General features: G+C 62.5%; 12 protein-coding genes. 5 read left to right on the forward strand and 7 right to left on the reverse strand.

From position 1 onward, the window contains the following. Positions 1–477 precede the first annotated feature (477 nt). Entirely contained in the window at positions 478–2,691 is a 2,214-nt protein-coding gene (locus GNX95_RS31160; protein WP_163511247.1) for a helix-turn-helix domain-containing protein, read from the reverse strand. Between the two features lie 613 nt (positions 2,692–3,304). Here GNX95_RS31160 and GNX95_RS31165 point away from each other — a divergent pair. Further along, complete coding sequence (locus GNX95_RS31165; protein ID WP_163511248.1) at positions 3,305–4,189, forward strand: aldo/keto reductase; 885 nt, start codon at positions 3,305–3,307, stop codon at positions 4,187–4,189. A 59-nt stretch (positions 4,190–4,248) separates the two neighbouring features. On the opposite strand, the gene GNX95_RS31170 is transcribed toward GNX95_RS31165, so the two are convergent. Both GNX95_RS31170 and GNX95_RS31175 read right to left on the reverse strand, forming a co-directional pair. Continuing rightward, positions 4,249–4,467: a hypothetical protein gene (locus tag GNX95_RS31170; RefSeq protein ID WP_163511249.1), complete on the reverse strand. Its 219-nt coding sequence runs from the start codon at positions 4,465–4,467 to the stop codon at positions 4,249–4,251. Between the two features lie 351 nt (positions 4,468–4,818). After that, positions 4,819–6,360 carry an ISL3 family transposase gene (locus GNX95_RS31175; RefSeq protein ID WP_222854064.1) on the reverse strand — a complete coding sequence of 514 codons (1,542 nt, stop codon included), beginning with the start codon at positions 6,358–6,360 and terminating at the stop codon, positions 4,819–4,821. Positions 6,361–7,088: 728 nt separating this feature from the next. On the opposite strand from GNX95_RS31175, the gene GNX95_RS31180 reads away from it, so the two are divergent. Further along, entirely contained in the window at positions 7,089–7,544 is a 456-nt protein-coding gene (locus GNX95_RS31180) for an SRPBCC family protein (RefSeq protein ID WP_163511250.1), read from the forward strand. A 396-nt stretch (positions 7,545–7,940) separates the two neighbouring features. Then, positions 7,941–8,510 carry a hypothetical protein gene (locus GNX95_RS31185; RefSeq protein WP_163511251.1) on the forward strand — a complete coding sequence of 190 codons (570 nt, stop codon included), beginning with the start codon at positions 7,941–7,943 and terminating at the stop codon, positions 8,508–8,510. A gap of 510 nt (positions 8,511–9,020) precedes the next feature. Here the strand turns inward: GNX95_RS31185 and GNX95_RS31190 are convergent. From GNX95_RS31190 to GNX95_RS31200, 3 genes are all read right to left on the reverse strand, one after another. Next, positions 9,021–10,013 (reverse strand): pentapeptide repeat-containing protein, encoded by a 993-nt coding sequence (locus tag GNX95_RS31190; protein ID WP_163511252.1) that lies wholly within the window; start codon positions 10,011–10,013, stop codon positions 9,021–9,023. Positions 10,014–10,821: 808 nt separating this feature from the next. Beyond that, entirely contained in the window at positions 10,822–11,529 is a 708-nt protein-coding gene (locus tag GNX95_RS31195) for an HNH endonuclease (protein ID WP_163511253.1), read from the reverse strand. A 135-nt stretch (positions 11,530–11,664) separates the two neighbouring features. Continuing rightward, complete coding sequence (locus GNX95_RS31200) at positions 11,665–13,161, reverse strand: AAA family ATPase (protein ID WP_222854065.1); 1,497 nt, start codon at positions 13,159–13,161, stop codon at positions 11,665–11,667. A gap of 1,442 nt (positions 13,162–14,603) precedes the next feature. On the opposite strand from GNX95_RS31200, the gene GNX95_RS31205 reads away from it, so the two are divergent. Further along, entirely contained in the window at positions 14,604–17,663 is a 3,060-nt protein-coding gene (locus GNX95_RS31205; RefSeq protein WP_163511255.1) for a hypothetical protein, read from the forward strand. Between the two features lie 392 nt (positions 17,664–18,055). Here GNX95_RS31205 and GNX95_RS31210 read toward each other — a convergent pair whose 3' ends face one another. After that, a complete protein-coding gene (locus GNX95_RS31210; protein WP_163511256.1) occupies positions 18,056–18,289 on the reverse strand; it encodes a hypothetical protein in 234 nt (77 codons plus the stop codon). Between the two features lie 123 nt (positions 18,290–18,412). Between GNX95_RS31210 and GNX95_RS31215 the strand changes: the two genes are divergently transcribed. After that, positions 18,413–18,877: a hypothetical protein gene (locus GNX95_RS31215; protein WP_163511257.1), complete on the forward strand. Its 465-nt coding sequence runs from the start codon at positions 18,413–18,415 to the stop codon at positions 18,875–18,877. Position 18,878 lies beyond the last annotated feature (1 nt).

The following is an 18,878-nucleotide window of genomic DNA, read 5'->3' on the forward strand; positions in this document are numbered from 1 at the left end:
CGTTGTCGCGCAGAGCGGCTATGCCGATCAGTCGCGCCTGAATCGTGAGGTCAACGACATCGAAGGGATCGCCGCCCTGGCCTGTCGGGCCGGCCAGTCGGTCGTGGTGGGATCGGTTTGCGGATCAGCGCACCCGGCTCGAACACCCACAGTCAGGACATCGGGATGCGTCCACGTCCGCACCCGGCCTGTTCCGCCCTTGCCTGTTCCATATGACGGGCCACGTCTTGGCGGCGCGGGATCATCGGCATCATTCCCCGCTATGCGGTTGCCCACGAAGTGGGGGCCTGGTCGCCGGAGCGCTTCCACATCGCCAGAACTTGGCGCAACCGAACGATCGCTTCGCCGGTATCGCGGCTCCGTAGATGCGACATGAATTTGTTCGCTCAGAGATGTCTGCGCACAGACCACACACGACGACTTGCCGACGGAGTGGGCCGGGCACGGCGGCGGAACCGCCGTGTTCGTGGATGTTGCTCACGCAGGACCGGACGGCCGAGGTTCGATGGGGGTGTCGAGTCGTCGGCTGTGGATGTCGCCGCCGGAAGACTTACGGCTGACAAGCCAGTACGCGGTGGGGTCGTCAGCTCTCGCCGCGCGTCGCCACCACTGGCGTGCCTGTTCGCCTTGCCCTGCATCTTCGAAAATCAGCGCCAGTTCTGCCATTTCTGTGCCGTCGCCGGTGGTCGCGGCTGCCCGTCGCCACCATCGGGCGCATCCGTCGTCGTCGCCTATGGTGGCCAGGTGGTCGCCAAGTTTGCGCATGGCGCTGGGGTTGCCGGCTTCTGCGGCGAGTGTCCAGAGCCGGATCGCCTCGGCGGCTTGGCCGTGGGCGAGGTGGACGTCGGCTATGTTGGTCAGGGCGTTCAGGTCGCCGGCGTCGGCCGCCATACGCCACCAGGACAGTGCCTCCTGTGGGCGTTGTTGGTGCTGCCGGAGGCGTGCCATGTTGGCGGCGGCGGGTCCATACCGGTGCCGGATCGCGGCGGTTCGATAGCAGCGTTCGGCGCTACCAATCTGGTGCGCTGACTCGTGGTAGGCGCCAAGGATCGTCATCGCTTCTGGATTATTGGCTGTTGTGGCGGCGTGATACGCGCCGAGTGCGCGGTCGGGCTCGTGGTGACGATGCGCGGCGTGTCCGATTCGCAGCAGTTCATCGGTGGATGCGTACATGATCGCCAGGTCCCAGACTCGAGTGGGAATCGTGGTTGAGGCGGTGCGGACGCTGAGTTCGCCGTGCGGGATGAACTGGGTTTCGCACGAATCGGGCAGTGCGGCGAGCGTGAGGCAGGGGATGACGCCGTCTGGAGCGGTCAGGGCCCATTCGACGGCGGCGCGGAGACGGCCAGGTGTGACGACGGTGTCATTGTCGTCCGGAATGAGGTCGGGAACAAGCGTGTCGACAAGCTGGCGGGACACGGTGGTCAGACCGGCGCGGTGTAGGTCGAGGACCGCGCGAACTACCGTGTGGCTCAGCGTTAGGATCCCGGACTGATCGCCGGCGCGCTCGCCATTCCATTGTCGCCATACGTGTTCGGCGCCGCCGAGGTAGGCCGGGATGCGACGGTGGCCGTACCGCAGAGCGTCGATGATGCGCGGATCACGATGTGGTCGGCGGTTGGCTGCGGTCATCTCGGTTGCGGTGAATTCTTGGTCGAGTTCGACGACCCAGCGAGGATGAGCGAGCCCGGTGTAGGCGCTGGCGAGCGTTGTCGACGGTGACGAGGGCATCGACAGCCGCTGCCATTCTGTGCTGCGGGCCGTCACGACGATCGTCAGATCGCCGCTGGCGAACGGACACAGTCGGGACAGGGCGAGAGCGTCGATCGCGCAGCTGGAGACTCCACCGAGATCGTCGATCCAAATGATCGCGTCGGTCAGCCGCAGGCCGGACCGCGCCAGGACCGTCAGCGCGTCGGCGCGCCGGGGAACGAGCAGCGCGCGGTCGGGCCAGGCCCGAACGGCCTCCCAAGCCGTGCGCGTCTTACCGGCGCCAGGCAGTCCGTGCACGACCACAAGCCCGCCGGCACCGACAGCGTCCCGCAGCTCGTCGTCGCAATCGCGCGACAGGTACGTTGGCGCCCGCCGTCCGGCCGAGGACATCGCTGGATATGGCGTGCCGCGGTAGTCGACCCAGATCGCGGGTTTAACGCCGATGCGGCTCATGTCGGTCAGATCCCGCACCAGCGGAGGCCGCCCATGAGCGTCCAACGCAAATCCAGCCAATCCATCCAGAGATCTAGCAGCCCGGTCGCATTGCATACTCTGCAGGGCCGACCCATTCATCTCGAACGGGTCCCAGCCCCCGGCGATGGTCATGTCGTCAGTGCGCAGACCCGCCTGATCGGCTGGTTGCGCGAGTGCCTGACCGGGCAGGCGGCCGGGCGGTTGGTCGATCGCGAGCATGTCCCGCAGCTCGGGGCGGCGGGCAAGCGTACGGTCGATGGATTCCTTGGCGCGAGCGCGGCCGCGGGCACTGAGCTGGTAGTAGCGGCGGCGTGCCCGTCCCTCCACCCGTGGCTCGATCTGTTCCTCACGAGCGTGCAGCCAGCCGTGCTGTTCCAGGCGGAACAGGATCGGATGGACGGTTCCGGTTGGCAGTCCAGTCTGGTCGCATATCTGCCGCCCGAACAGCTCCAAGTCCGGGTCGGCAATGAAGGTCCGCAGCACCCGCAGGGTCGGTACGGTCATTCGCAGCTCTGGCACGCTTATTCTACCCAGGTGGCTAGGGAAAATGATGTTATGTTGAACAGTGGAGCGGGGACCCGGTGGCCACCAGGCCCCCACCCAGCGGAAATGCGGCTACTTCACAGCGTCATACACCGCATCTCCCACTATCAGGAGGGCCTGTGCCGTCAGACACAAGCCCTCCTGACCAAAGGCGGCGGCCAGCAAAACGAACAGGCCTAACGCACCTTTGCCGAAAGGCCAGTACCGTCGTACCGACTCTCCGAGCCGGAGGGGAAGACACGTGTCATCCCCACCTGGCGCCTTACCCATTTATCCTCCCGTACCTCGAGGTAACCGACCGGCAAACCGGCCAGCCGGGACCGTTGGCCCCCGGGGGGCCAGCGAACCATCCTCGCTGTATGAGAACGCGGAATGTCACGGGCGATGGCGACACAGATCGTAGCGAAGCCGACGCCGGCTGGAGATCTTTTTCTGGTCAGCTGGCCGATCATATTTCCAGCGCATCGCAACGTAGACGATGACCTGCGATGATGCGAGTCGGGCATTATTGTGCCCGATATTCGCGATAAAGATTGACATCCGCGAGGGCGGGCAGAGCTGGTTAACTGCCAGAATGACCCCATCGTTTGGCCCCGGACCCGGTCGGACCCTTGATATCGGAGGGACCCTCACGGTACCGAGAATCGGTTTTGGCACCGCGCAACTTTGCCGTTGCGACCCGGGCAGTCAGCCAATCAACCACACCGAGCAGATCGAACTCACACAACAGGCAGTCGAGCTCGGAGTGCGGCACTTCGATGTCGTCGCGTTCGGCGCGACGTCGGTCGAGCACATCCTCGACATCCTCCACGCTGCGATACATCCCGTTCCGGCCGACGTCACCATCGCAACCAAGGTCAGCCGAACCTTTACCGGAGTAGGGAAGACTGTACGCCAGGCAGTCGAAATGGAATTCCGGCCGATGATCGAGACAGCCATGGACAGGCTCGGCGTCGATGTGCTCGATCTGGTGTACTTGCACAGAGAAGACACCAGCCGAGAAAACGACACGCCCACGGCCGTCCGAGAAACGTACACCTCCCTCGCGGCGCTGCGCGACGAAGGACTGATCCGCCAGATGGGCGTCAGCGGCGCCACACGTGAGGATCTCAAGGAAATCGGTCTCACCGCCGAGCCGATCGCAGCAGTCCAGAATGCCTTCAATATCGCCAACCAGGCCGACTCCGCGCTTGTCGACGAATGCGCAGCCGACAACATCGCCTACATTGCCCGTAAGCCGCTCGACGGCCTCACGACCAGCGAAAAAGCTGACCTGCTACAACGCGTCGCCGACCGCCATGGCGCAACCGCCAACCAGGTCGCCATCGCCTGGGCACTCGCCCGCTCGCCGTCCATCGTGCAGATTCCCGGAACAGCCACCATCGAGCACCTGATTGAGAATCTTGCGGCAGCTGATCTCGTCCTTGACCGTGAGGACATCGCGTTACTGAGCGCGTAGAACAGGTACGGGCGGTCAGGCGAGGGGGATCCGCATGAGCGATCCTGTCACGAGCATCGCTAGTTGGCATCGTCGAATAGCTCAACGCCACAAGTAACGTGCAACCGGAACTTCTTGGAAGATCTGCGGATTGCCGCAGGCGAGGTGCGGCGCGGCACCCGGAAGCCGCCGTCGAGCGACGGTTGATCACGTAACAGTATCCGGCGGGCGCCTTCGCGCACGATCTGGTCGATCCACGATGACTCGCCCGCGACCGAACGGTCGTTGGCATCAGACACAGGGGCAGGGACGCCGGTGAGTACGACGTGCCTTGCCAACCGACGCGCCAACTTCGGCTTGCTTGAGACCGGTTACTCGACCCCAGGAAGGTACGCTCTTCTCAGACCGATCCACAGGTCTGAAGCATTCCTCCCTGATTTACGGGCAGGATTGAATGAGCGTTAGCGTCTTTGCCAAACAGGAGTCTGATATGTCAACGGCGCGCGAATTTTGGATCTGGCCCACTTTTCGTGATGGAAGTTGCCCCTGCAGTGGTTGGTTTAGGTGTGGAGGACGAGTTTCGGAGTAGGTCGAACTTGGCTCGTCCGTACATTTTTCGTTTGATCATCTTGATTTTGTTGACGTTGCGTTCAACAGTGCCGGAACTGTAGGGCAAAGGTAAGGCCGGCCAGGACGGCGGCGTGGTCACGTTTGAGTCCGCGGGTGAAGGCACGCAGTTCGGGTTGCTCGTCAGCCTCGATGCAGGCTATCCAGTTGTTGAGCTGCTCGCCGGTGCGGTGGACGAGCATCTTGGCGAAGCTGGTGACATGCCGCGCCACGGTCGTCAGGTGGTCGCAGCGGCCCAGGATTTCGATGAGTTTCTGCTGGTCGTCGGCCTCGAGGTTGGCGGGGTTGGTGAGGATCCATTTGGTCGCGGTCCGGACCTTCACCGGCGGTGCTGGCGCGGGTGGCGCGCTGGCCAGTGGCCGGAACGCGGCCAGGTAGGACCGCAGGGTCTGGTAGCGGCCGCGGTAGCCGCGGTCGCGGATCTCCTGATGCAAGGTGAGGGCGTTGGTGCAGCCGGCGTTCCAGCGTTGGTGCAGGTAGGGCACGTATGTGTCGAGGATGCTGGGCCGGCGGCCTTTCACCTTGCCCAGCAGCTCTTCCACGGAGCCGGCGCGGACGAACTGGCGCACGGTTCCCTTGGCCAGCCCGAGTTCGTCCATGATCGCTTTGATTCCTTTGCCTGCGGCGTGCAGAGCCTGCACCGCCTCGTACCGATGACGCGTGCGAGCGGCGAGCAGGGACTGCTGTTCCCGTGCCTGCGAGGCGTGAGTGGCTGCTCGTTCGAGGTCGGGATCGACTGCCGGCGCCGGGTCGACGACGGGGTCCGGTTCGGGTTCGGGCGTGGGTTCGGCGAGGCAGTCGCGGTGCCGGGTGACGGCCTTTTCGACGTGTTGGGCGAGGTTGTGCCACAGATGCCAGCGGTCGGCCACCTGGACTGCGTCCGGTGCGCCGTCGTTGGGGCCATCAGCGTAGGCGCCGGCCCGGTCGCGGCAGATCACCTCGGTGCCGGGATGGGCACGTAGCCAGTCGGCGAACGTGTCCGCTTCCCGGTCAGGAAGAAGGTCCACGGCACGGCCGGCGGTGACATCGATGAGCACGCTGCCATAGACATGCCCGCGCCGAAACGCGAAATCGTCCACACCCAGGACTTTTACGGCGGCCGGAGCGGTGTCGGGAATGGCGCGGATGAGCCACAGCAGCGTGCTGCGGCTGGCCGGCATTCCCAGCAGATCGGCCAACCGTGAGCCCGCGCGGCCGGCCAGAACCAGCCCAATCCGCTCCAGCATCTGCCGCAGCAGCGGCGTTCGACGGGCATGCCGCGTGGTCAGCCCCTCCACCTGCTCCACGAAGGTTGTCGCTGAGCATTCGTTGTTGTCACAGAAAAATCGCCGCACCGCCAGCTGCAGCGTCACCAGCTGCCCGGCGATCGAGGCATCGGCCAGGCGCGGTTCATACCGGCTGTGCACCCGCGCCGACCCGACTCCGCAGCGTGCGCAACGCCCGTCCCTGTCGCGCGGGCAGGCGCGTAAACGTACCTGACCTGCTCGCACCTCAACCGCCTGCACCAGCACGCCCGCCAGATGCGGCAACAACCCGGCAACCACACCCACGTCGCCATCGATCACATATCAAATATGATCACGTGTTGATCTTCGAACCAAGCTGCCACGCCGCAGATTTCCCAACTATTTCAACAAAAACCAAGGCGGTAGCGTTGTCCGGACAGGACCCACCCCAGGCGCTTAGCGACGCTCAAAAGTGAGCCGGGTCAACTTCCATCACGAAAAATGGGCCAGATCCAGATCCAGTTTTCACCCGCCGCCGACATGATACGGGATCCAGTGCGGGGCTATTGCCTCGACAGCCATCATCGCAGTTTGGATGAACGGTCATCGAGCGAGCAGTCGGAGCTCTGATCGCTGGCTGACGAAGGAAGGGGGCAGATTCTGGTTCCAGAACCGGATCGTCCTTCCCGAACGAACGGATCCGCGGTCGGCGGATTGACTGTGTACGTGGGTTCGTTCGGTGGTGAGCTACTGTTTCGTGTCTAGTTTGGTCCGTAGCTTCGGCGTCGCTGGCTTCGCTTAGGGTCGTCCTCCTCGGTTGTCCTCGACGCCTGCGGCGGTGCCACTTGTTGTGACCTGATCTGCGCTGGTTGCCGAGATCCTCCAAAAGGTCGATCTCGCTATGTTCCTCGTGGCCGAGAAAACCGATCACCGACGTCCATTCGCCATCTCCCGTTGAGTAGGACTGCCAGACAGATCCGACACTCGAGCTGCGCGACTGTCACAGCACAGCCAGGTGTCTCGTCTTCTAGGTAGCAGCGCACCAGAGGTGGAAGGAGTCCACAACCGTGGAAACCGTGACCGTACGACGGGTCATCGCGGCTCCGATCGAGGAGGTCTTCGACTGGCTCGCGACCACGACGAACTACCGGGCGACTGGCTGGGTCCTGCACGCGCGACTGGCCAGGCCCGGCCGGGGGGCTCCGTACGGTGTCGGCGCGGTCCGCGTGCACACCTGGCTGATCGGCTGGTTTCGCGAGCGGATCACCGGGTACCAACCGCCGCATTCCTTCGAGTACGTGATTGAACGCTGCGTACCGCCGGCACGCCACGACGGTGGCCGCATGACGTTCCAGGAGATCGACGGGAAGACACTGGTCACCTGGACCACCACTATGCAGGCCCGCCTGCCATTTGGCGCGACGGTCACCCGCGTTGTCGCGGCACCTGTGGTGGCGCACGTGTTCGGCCGGATCCTGGACGCCGCGCAGGCAACGTTGAACCGCACCCACGCGACAAGCTAACCGATGGCATGCCGGTACAGATGATCGGCACGATCTCGCAGGTAGGCCGTCGAACGCCAAGGGCCGGTCGTGATCATTTCAGCGGCGCGAGTCCGTCAATCATCCCCCGGTACGGCTCGTCGGGTCGCGACTGAATGTCGGCAGCGGATCTCAGGCGGTGAGTTGAGACACATGGGTCATGTGGTAGGTAGTTCGCACTGTCCTTTGTTTAGGTAGAAATATTCGCGCTTTCCATCTGGTAACCGATCTTGCTCTGTGTCAATCTGACGACACGTTCCGACCGGTTCCGCGTGACACGGCCCTGCGTGGCACTTGCCTGGTGGGGGTGCTGACGACGCGCGGAGCCTTGGCTGAGCAGGGCGAGGCGCGGCGGCTATGACTTGAAGGGAATGACGCATGAGTCTGGCTCTGAGATCTCACGCTCTGCGGCTCGCCGTCGCTTCCGTCGTTGCCGGTGCGCTGATCCTCGCCGGCGGCACCATCGCAGGCCCGGCAGCGGCAGCAGGCGTCCATTCGACCACGGCGGCGTCGACGTGTTGGCAGAGCTACCTGCCTTTGCCCGACCCGACCTGCCAGCCCGGCGCTAACAATCCCGACGTCACGACCGCCACCATCCACTCCACCATCTGCGTGTCCGGTTACAGCTCCTCCATCCGTCCACCGACCTCCTACACCACCCCTCTGAAAATCCAGCAGATCAGCGAATACGGCTACACCGACACCTCCACCGCCGACTACGAAGAAGACCACCTCATCGCCCTGGAAGACGGCGGCGACCCACGCAGCCCACAAAACCTCTGGCCCGAACCCCGCTACACCGCCGGAGGCAAAACCGCCGCCGACAAAGACACCGTCGAAAACAAGATCCACACCGCGATCTGCAACGACACCGTCAACCTCGACGCAGCCCGCCACGCCATCGCCACCAACTGGACCACCGCACTGCAAGTCCTCGGCATCAACTAACCCGGCCTCCCCATCTGGCAGCCAGCGACAGCGGATGCCTGGTCGCGCGGTTCGGGCAAAGACCATAACTCAAAATACGGACAGTCACAGAGCAAGGCGCCGACCCACCGGTCAGGGGTTCTATCAAAGACGGTTCGTGTGTCATGTGGCCATTCCGTAGATGGCCGCGCGTGGCTCCGTCCCGACCGTCGGGCCGGTTTGATACGGGCCCATGCCGTGCTCTGTGTCTGGTCATCGTCGGCTCGCTCGGTCACGAGCTGTTGCGCGGCGGCCTGTCCCCACCGCGTCGCAGCGGGCGCGGATCGGTATAGCGGTTGACCACAGGTTTGGGGCGCCTGTCGCATCCATACCATCGCGTTCCTCACCTGCCGTCGCGGGTGGCCCACCGGTCCGCCTACTTCATGGACCCAAAACGCGAGACCCGCAGACCGTGTACGTCGAGCACCGGGACCTTGACCGTCGATTGACGGTTGCGCCGTGGCCCTGCGGAAAGAGTCCCGGAAGCGGGGGTCAGGTGCGGACCTGGACACCTGCCACCGCGAGTCGCTCCGCGTCGAACTCGGCGGGCCAGCGCGTTGCCGCATCGGCGTGGGCGTCGAGCAGCTCGGCTCCAGTCAGATCGCAGCCACTGAAGTCGGTGCCGCACACTATCGCCGCACGAAGATCGGCGTTTCGCAGGTTCGCTCCCGCAAGGTAGGCGCCGGTCAGATCGGCTTTCGCGAACGAAGCGCCCTCGAGCCAGGTTTTGCGCAGATCGGCCCGGGTGAAGTCGCTTCGGTCGAACCGGCAACCACGTAGCCAGGATCGCGCCAGATTCGCGTATCGGAAGTGGACATCAGTGAAGTGACCGTGGCTGACCTGGAGCCCACGCAGATCGACGCGTGACAGGTACAGTTCGGCACCTCCCGGCTCCGCCGTCGACATGCGATTGACCGCGAACATCGCTCGAGCCAGGACGACCGCCGCGGCCTGCAGGTCAGCCGCTCGAAACTGCAACCAAGGACGCTCATCGACCTCGACAGTGGGATGGACAGGGCCGTTCACCATGCCGACGTGCCATGGAGCGTGATTGCGAATGAACGCGCCCAGGATGAACTGGACCGTGCGCCGATCGCTAGACGAATTCCGGGCGATGCGCTCTAGCGCGTAGATCCCGCCAATTCTGATATCCATGTTATCGCTGCCCACGTGTTCGATGGCCCGGGTGAAACGTTCGGTGATCTGCCCTTCCCTGTTCACCCGTACCTGCCACCAGGTAGCAGCGGCACCGATCACCACCAACAGACCCGCGAAAGTCTGAAGGAGACTGGCGCGGACACCGTTTTGCAGTTGCGCCTGCGTCTGCTGGAGCTGGATACGATCAGCCGCCCCCGCAACAGCATGCAGCTCTGCCGTAGTCAGCGAGGGGTAGAGCCATCCAGGCAGGACAGCGAGGCAGACAATAACGACCACGCCGAGCAGGCCCGCAACGGCGATAGCGATGACGGCCGTACGACGACTCATGCCGATTCCCCGATCGAAGACACATGTCAGGCACCTCATTGACGCGAACCCTATGACACCGGCTCTCGCCTCATGGATGGCCGCGACGGTCGAGTTGGCAAAGGTGCGTATGCCTTCCGCGCGCCGCCGGTCACCGGCCGCCGGTCACCCCATTCGCGCCGACCGATGGGATGCGGAAGTCAGCGTCGACCGACGCGGCGGGTGGTGAGGGGCGAGGCGCGGCCTTGAGCCGGAGCGGGACGCCGGCCGGTTACCGTCGGGCCCTGAGAGCGACAGCGACCGCCTGGCCGTGGCCGGAGCGATCTTGCGGCGAGTGGCCGTCGTCGGCCCCGGAACAGCCGCTGCGGGATCGTCATCGACGGGTGTCGACGGGCGCTGGCTCGACGCACCCGCACCGGAGGCGCTGATAACTGGGCATTATGTCACCAGTTGACGTGGCAACCAGCCGCGGCGACGCACCCTCCCACCACCGACGCATCCGGACATCCGCCGGTCGCGGGGACGCAGGCAGGCCTGGCAGCGGCCAGTTGTCCCTCGGCCAGGCGGCGATCAACGAGACGCCGCTCCCAGCCAAGAGGCAGCGACCGCCATCAGCACACCCCGGGCACGGCCTCAGGGTAACGGAATCAACCGAACTAATTCCTCCGATACCGACTCGTTCGAGTAATTCCGCCGCGTCGGTGTACGCCCCGTCCGCCGCCACTGCAGTGATCTGCGATTCGTCGCCGGCCGATCGGACGCGGACGACCGTGCCGGCCTGGTCGCGCCCGTCGCCTGGGACGGGATGCGCTCGACCCCATCGAACTAGCTAAATCAGATATCCTCCGGCCTGAAACCAGGTGCTCGATTCTAATGCGGAGTACATCGCCGTTTGCCACGAGTTTAAATGAACCTTGCGTCGACTCTCGGCGCACTCTTGCAAGAAGCGGTGCACTCGAGAAGCGCTCCCTTTCCTACGGAGGGCATCAACCTGATATCGGATGTTCTGTAACTCTTGCGCGGCCTGCACTGCATACAATCGCGCCAACTTGAACCGCTTGAAATGGCTCTCCGTGCGTCGCTTCAGAACTTCACCCCAGGAATCCGGGCAACGGACGTAGAACCGAACGGCAACGGGCAGGGTTTCAATGACTTCTGCGTACAACCACGGTTGACGCTCTATGTCATCGAAGTATGGATGCATCGTTTGCTCGTCGGCCGTCGACGCCACGCGATTCCCTTTTACCTTGTTGCACTCCATGCAAACTGCAATCAGGTTTAGAGGAGTCACCGCTAATGCGAAGAAGGCGGTTTTGGGCAGATGGTGGTCCAGCGTAGAGACATCTCTATGCCCGCACAGCGGGCACAGACCATTCGCCGGCAGCAACATCAGCTCGTCGTAAATATGCCGCCCCGCCGACCTTCGCTTCGCCATCCGCCCATCGTAGAGTCGAACGACCTCCTTCTTACTGATGCCCGTCAAGTTGAAATCAGCGGACTTGAGGAGATGGAGATTGGCCGCGGCCGCAGAGTCCACATATCTCGCCTCAGCGACGGCTACCTCGGCACGAACCTGCGATAGTCGCGATCTGAGGTCCGCGTTTAAGATTCTACTAGTGCAGGTATCGAATGAGACAACGGCACTATATGGCGGCTGCGCAACTGTCCACATTCAGTCGTCATCTCCGTCCGCTGCCAGGAGAGCACTTAGGATCGCCTTTGCCTCAGCACCTAGCCTGCCTTCGAATCGAGCCAGAATACGCTCGTAGTTCGGATCCGCCGCCAAGGCGACCTCCAGGATGCGATGGAATCCGGACCGCGTCACCTCAAGGCCAAATACTTCGCGCGTCAGTACACCGACGTTCTCGCCGAAGGTCTCCAGTTGTGGACGCTCCGCGCGAACGTCCCGACCCGAGCGACGCAACTTCCAAACACATGACGACGGTACCTCTTGGAGCACGACCGGCGAATGCGTCGCGATCACTGCTACGCCGTTCCGATTAACGAGAAGGTCAGACAATTCGCGTATAAATGCCGAAAGCAGCGGTGGATGCAGATGGGCCTCCGGCTCGTCTAGTAGCACGAGTGTCCGTTCGTCAACCGTCTCCACTAGACGTGTAATCGTAAGAAGGACGATCTTATGGCCGGAGCTCAATTGCCGGAACAGGCCCATAGCCCGCTCTCGCAGCTCCATATCACTGGACGCCTCGCTCGACGCTTGGGCCAGCAGAGCGATATCGGCATCCGCAAAGATAGGGTCCGCTTCAAGGACCTCAAGGGCGCGGCGCCAGCGGCCTAGCCTTTCGCCTCTTATGCAGTGATTGACACTGCTTCCGAAGTCGCGAGCTAATCCCGTTGGGGTCTTTGGCGGCAAGGTCGTCTGGCTCTGGGATTTTCTAGCTGTCTTTAACCCGACGTAACTATACCGCATTCCAGTCGACGCGTTCCGCACCCTACTAATCGGTTCGAACGTATCGAACGCACTAAAACTTACGTATACCAGACCGGCCAGGGAGTGCTTCGCAGCCGCACGCTCCTCATCGTTCTCGAGCATGACTATCCCACTGTCATCACCAAGGTCACTCCGCTCCTCCATCAAAGAACGACTTATTCCGTTCAGGAGGTGTGTCTTGCCAACTCCGTTACGACCAATCAAGACATGGATATTCGTAGGTGGTTGCGACTCCGGAACAACATCAAAATCAATAGTGAGACGTTCGTCAGGCATGGCGGCGACAGTCGGGCCACGATATAGGAATTTATACCTGGACAGGCGGGCACCGCCGGTTGCTATTCGATGGAACTGGCCTTCGATAGTGGCACGAGGCACTGAACGCATTAAGGATGTCGCGGTGACGTCCTCCCTAGCTACCTGGATAAAGATTTCTCGATTCAGAGCCACATCACGCAACGCCCCAAGAACGGTCTCTCCCAAGCCTGCGTTCAGCGCACCGAGACGTTCATAGTATTCTGGGTCTTGCCCCAGCGAGAAGAACGAGGCGTCGAGTTCCTCAAACTGCTCAGGTATTTCGGGTCTCCGCTGTCCCTCACGCATCTCAAGTTGGCCGATCTTTACCTGGCCAATATATTGCGACGCCTGAGCCGGGGCTGTGTAATAGAGATAGTACTGCGTGCTATATTTGAACCAGTCATCCCAATTATCTTCCACGAGATACATGCTGGACTGACGGACTGCGCCTGGAGGCGACTGATTCGCGCGAAGCACTTTAAACCGCACAATGCACTCCGCAACAGCAAGACCGCCCGTGCGGCACAAGGCATGCGCCGGCCGCGAAATAATCCGAGTCAGGCTCGCGCAAAGTTCGTGGCCAGCGGGTTCGCGTCACAGCCATGCCGACAGTATAAGGATCGTGACACAGTGCGGTCGCGGTTTTCCCGAACTGGGATGCGCAGAAGCCGACACCGCCGAGATAACAGTGAGTTACGAGATCCGGTTGATCCACGCACGTGCTGCGACGAGACTGCCCTCGAAAACTGATCTCAGCTGTGGGCACTGATCTGCGGAACGGGCGCAGTTCAGTCGGTTTGCTGCTGTAGACCAGCATCCAAGTCGCGCATTCTCGGCGGACGGTACGGACGGATCTCCCCGCATAACGCGCGCGGTACGCGTACGGATCTTCGAGCACCTCGATCCCGGCCGAGGCGAACAGCGCATGGCACTCACAGCGGCCGAAAGGCCCGCTCCCGCCAGACACAGTGTCCGTTGACAGCTCCTTGCCGGAAACCGTTGCGCCTACAGCCTCCCCTAGCGCCACCCGCACAGTAATGACCTAGTCCGCCTGGCCGCACTGGCAGCCTGCGCGTGTAGGCGACGTGAAATTTTCGCGCACCGCGGGTACCCTTACGTCCAGCCTGGTGGCGGTCGCCCGAAACTCATCACCATCACCGAACGTCTCAACAGCCAATCAGCCGCAGCGACCACACCGGACCAGCCAGGTTACTGCGCAACCCTGCCGAGCAGCTATTTCGGCGAGGTTCTTGTCTGGCGCCCCCGAGCCTACGACGGGCGCCCATCCGACAGAGGGAGACGACCGCCTGGCGATGGCCTGCGACAGGCCCGATCCCACTCGTGGATGATCGATGCCCGTCCCTTCCGGCCGTATCGACTTCGCAACGATCACCCGGCGCCGCTGATGCGCTTCCGGTTCAGCCGCATCGTCGACCAGCAACCCAACGGTGTCGGCCGGCTCGATCCGGTTCACCACCAGCATCCCGGAGACTTCCGATCCGGTGTCTGCGACTGGCTGGCCAGCCACAGACCGACCGCCGGGTTGAGGCACTTGACTGCGCGCCGAGCAGCCGCGGCAGGTGTCGCGGGTGCTGGTGCGGCCCTTGACGGGCGGACCAGGCCGACTCCGTCGCGTGGCAGCGCCTATGCAAACCGCATACACTCCACCATGTACTCTCTGCTTCACATTGCGTTACTGTTTGCGTGGGGTCGCAGGGCAGCCCGTGCAGGGCATGAGGCGCTGCCCTTCCCACCGACTCGTAGTCGTGGACGGGCTAGATGAGCTATTCCAAGGGCTGGTGCCGCGTGGACCTGGTTCAGTTTCGCGGCCAGTTCTATGTATTCGCTGAGACGAGGTAGGTGTGGTCACACCGGTCCAATTAGCCCAGGTGATCAGGCTCGCATTGAGCACGCTAAGTGCGGACAATGCACATCATACCTTTGAGCACCTGTGTCGCCAGGTAGCCAAGCGGCGCGTCGTCAGCAACGTCATACCGGCAACCGGTCCAGTATCGGCAGGAGGCGATCAAGGACGCGACTTCGAGACGTTCCATACGTACCTTTCCGAGGAGTTACCGTTCGCGATCGGATTCGCCGCGCTGGCCACCACCGATGTCCTCGCGTTTGCATGCACCATTCAGAAGGACGATCTACACGCCAAATTCAAGGCAGACATCACCGCTATTTGCGGGCAAGGCACCCACGTCGATCGGATCTACATCTTCGCCACCGCGAGCGTCCCACCTCGACTGCGACACGACCTTCAGGAATGGACGATAAATGAATATGGCGTCGCCCTCGACGTCATCGACGGATCAGCCCTAGCGGACCTGCTGGCTGAACCAGATCTCTATTGGATTGCCGGAGAATACCTTCATCTTCCGGCCGAACTCGCGTCAGCCGCACCCGCAGAAGGCGAGACCCAATCGCCAGCCTGGTATGTGGGACTGCGTGATTATTGGCAGGAGTCCAGTAGAGAGCCGGCCAGCGTCGGAGACCTGTTCGATTTGCGACGCGGCCTGCGGCATTCGGTGTTCCCTGGGCCGGCTCGTTCTGACCTCGCAGGCTGGCTGACGTTGATGACGCGGCTTGTCGAACGGAGCGCAAGTGTCGAGGTTCGTCTGCATGCCATATACGAGATTGTGATCGCCTGCAGCAGAGGCGCCGCTGATCTACGACCCGCTGAACCATTGGTCCGTCAGTTTATCGACGAGGTACAACAGAGTCATGACCCGACGCTGTTGTTCAACGCAAGCCTGCTGGTCCAGTGGTGCACGATGGCGGCAGCGATGCGCCACAGCGACATCCCGCTGAACGACGTGCTGGGGTGGATACCTTTGCTTCGACATCACGTTGACCGGCTGCTGGAACAGGACTGGGGTCCGAATGCGCGCGCGGCGCTACTGCAGGTCGCTACACATCTCGCATTCCACATCGATTATGCGAGCACGAAAGCAACTGCCACGACAACGCTCAACGATATTGATGACATGTACGGGTCACTCGCGGAGGCAATCGCGCAGAACACTCTCGACTTCGCGCTCGACCCCACCGGGGTAGTCGACCTCGACGCCGGCATGCAGCACCTTGCCGAACTAGTGGACCTGCTGCCGGACGCTCCCGTTTATCCAGTCGGCGAATTCGGCAAGATAATCGACGTGCTCGCCCCGATCCTGCGAGACCATCCGCTGTACCGGAGCGTGTGCGACGGCTTGGACAGAGCCGTCGCCCGCCTCAACGGCGACGCCGCGGTCGGCGACAGGTGTCGACGACGAGCAGAAACCCTCCTCAACGCAAACCGACTGCTCGACGCCCTACATGAATTCCAACAAGCGAAGATCAATTGGTTCCATGGCGACACCATGCGGGCAACATTGCTCACGTTGGCCGCCATCGCGGATATCTATGCGACGCTCGGCATGTATCTCGCCGCCAAGAAATATGCACTCGCAATGGCGACATTCGCGTCCGACAGCGCTGACTTGTCCGACCGTGAGTTCATTCCGCTGGCGCTATTCGCGGCGTCCCAGATGGACCACCTGGCCGGGGCCTGGATCGCTTCCGCAGAGCTGGCCCGATGCGGCAACGAAGCTCACTTCATTTGGGCGCCAGACGCTGGCAACTTCAGCCGATATCCTTACTTGGAGCAAGCCACCGGATTTCAGATTACCGCCGCGCTGGTCGCCGAACAGACTCGCCCCGAATTCCTGCCCACTATTCAGGACATCCTCGAAGACACCCTGTTCGATATCTCCGGCCTCGAGAAAATCACCCCCTCATCGAGTAGATTTCGCAGCGAAGAGGAGTGGACCGACTGGCTCCCGGCCACGCAGGGCGCACCATTCAGCGACGCCGGCCCGCGACATACCGTCACCTTTCACGCCCTAGGTGTGCGATGGACTATGCACGGACGCAATGAACAGGACACCGTTATCGCCTTGGAGGATTTCGCATCCACACTGCAGATCCTTCTGGTGGAATTCTCTGCTCTCGACCTGCTGCTCATCACCCAAGACGTTGACATCGAGATCCACACGTACCAATGCGAGCAGCCTCCCGCGGACGTCTCGCGGACGCAGGTTATCGACAACCGGCGATCATGGCGAATCTACATGCCTGCCGAACATCCGCCAGGAATGAGCCCCCTGGAACAGCTTCGCGATATCATGGTGCCTTTAGCGTTGCAGACTGTGATGGCCCATTCGCTGCTAAACAGGCGACAGTTCAACAGCCTGCTGGCCTCGCCCATAAGAGAGCAGCTGTTTACCAGTCTGGCCATTGGAGGCCCGTACCGGACATATGCGCTGTTCCCCACCAAGGCCGCATCTCCCCCAATAGAGCCGCAGTATCGCCCTCTGACAAACATCGAACGCCCGAACCCGCGAGCCGGCGCACCACAAATGAAATCGCGAACAGGCGCCGGCCCCGGCTACAGCTCTGACCGGGCACAACAAATTCTGATCGAACGTTACGAACACCTATCGCTCGCCGTTCAGTACACCATTCCCACCTTGCTATCACACTCGCACGTGCGCGACCTTTTTCACGACTTGCGACGGGAGGGTTGGAAGGATTGGCACCTGCTCAACGTTATAGCCGGCCTCACGGTCTCGCACCGCGTACGCCTCCGCGGCGGTGCACCCACCGCAGAGATGCCCTCGCAAACCGCTGAAGCGTGGCTCACCGAGGCGCTGCGCGCGGAACAGCCGAATGATCCACAACTCCCGCCGAGTCAGGTTACTCGAGGCGCCATGGAACAGGGCATTCATTTCGCCCTCGTCAACTGCCTTCATGACTGGGATCTGTCCGGACACCAGAGCACCACCGCCCCGGCAGCCGTCCTGCAGATTCTCGCCGAACGGTACAGGTTCTGGGACGACGATGTGCTACATCGCGACCCATTCCTCGGGCAGCTTGACTAGGACGACGAGCAAGATCCAGGAGCGAGTCACCACCGCCCACCAAGCCCCGCAAGGAGTTGGTCTCGCGTCCGAGGACGGCTACCTGCGGGTTAACCACGGCGTTCAGCGCACAAACCTCTGCGCGGTGACAACTACGACTCAAAGTCACGGTTGCAGCGATCGGTACCAGTTGTCAGCTTCTCGCTTCGAGATGTGAAATTGATGAACGTGCGTTCGCTCGGGTGGTCGTCGGCTGATTTGTCCGCCAGGTATGGAAATTCCCGAGATCCGGATGCAATTCCGCTCAGTTAACTGGGAACGTGCGGTATTCGAAGGTGTCGAATTTCATTGGTCGTCGCAGCGCATTTCATTGACGTGCCGTGACCCGTGATCGGCTGTGTTTCCTGCCAGGGTTACGGGCGTGGTCGTGGCGGGCGGAGGAAGTTGAGGATGAGGGTGAGGGTGGCGCAGGCGGCGTCACGGCGGGTTTTGGTCTTGGCGTGGGTGCTGGTGAGCGCGAGCCAGGTGATCAGCGCTAGCAGAGCACCGGTGGCGATGGCTGCCATCAGGGGCATGTGTGCAGCGGTGACCATGGCGGCGCCGGTAGCCGTGGTGCGGCCGATCCAGGTGGCGATAGTGCTGGTCATTGGGTCAGTCAACCCGCCGTCGTGTGGGGTTTGGTCCGACATGAGGGTCCGGACAGGACCGGACAACGGACGCGAGGTGCATACGCGTGGATCGAATGTTGACCGGACTGCAACCATACGGACGTGACCGGTCCACAGTCGCCGCCGGAGCCAGCGCGCCAAGAGTTCCTGGCTGCGCTGCATGAGCTGCGCGCGCTGGTGGGCCGGCCGACGCTGCGACAGTTGCAAGCGGCGGCGAGCCTTGTCGGCAGGGACCTGCCGTACCAACGAGTCGGCGAGTTGCTCAAGAGGGGCCGATCGCGGTGGTCGACGGTGGAATCGTTCGTGCTGACGTGCAAGCAGTACGCCGGCAAGCGGCGTCTGATTGTGCAGGACGGCACCGACCCGTTTGATCTCCGTTCGTGGCAACAAAAGTACGATCGTGGTCAGCAGTCAACAACGCCGGCTGGTGATGTGCTGCCAGTGGACGGTTGGGTCGTTGCGAGGGCGGACGCGCGGGGCATTTCACCCGCCGCTCCTGCGGATGCCGCACAGGGCTGGCCAGCGACGACTTATTTCGCGGTCGCGCGGCTGCGTTGGCGGCCGTGAC

The sequence above is a fragment of the Fodinicola acaciae genome (assembly GCF_010993745.1).
Classification (GTDB): Bacteria; Actinomycetota; Actinomycetes; order Mycobacteriales; family HKI-0501; genus Fodinicola; species Fodinicola acaciae.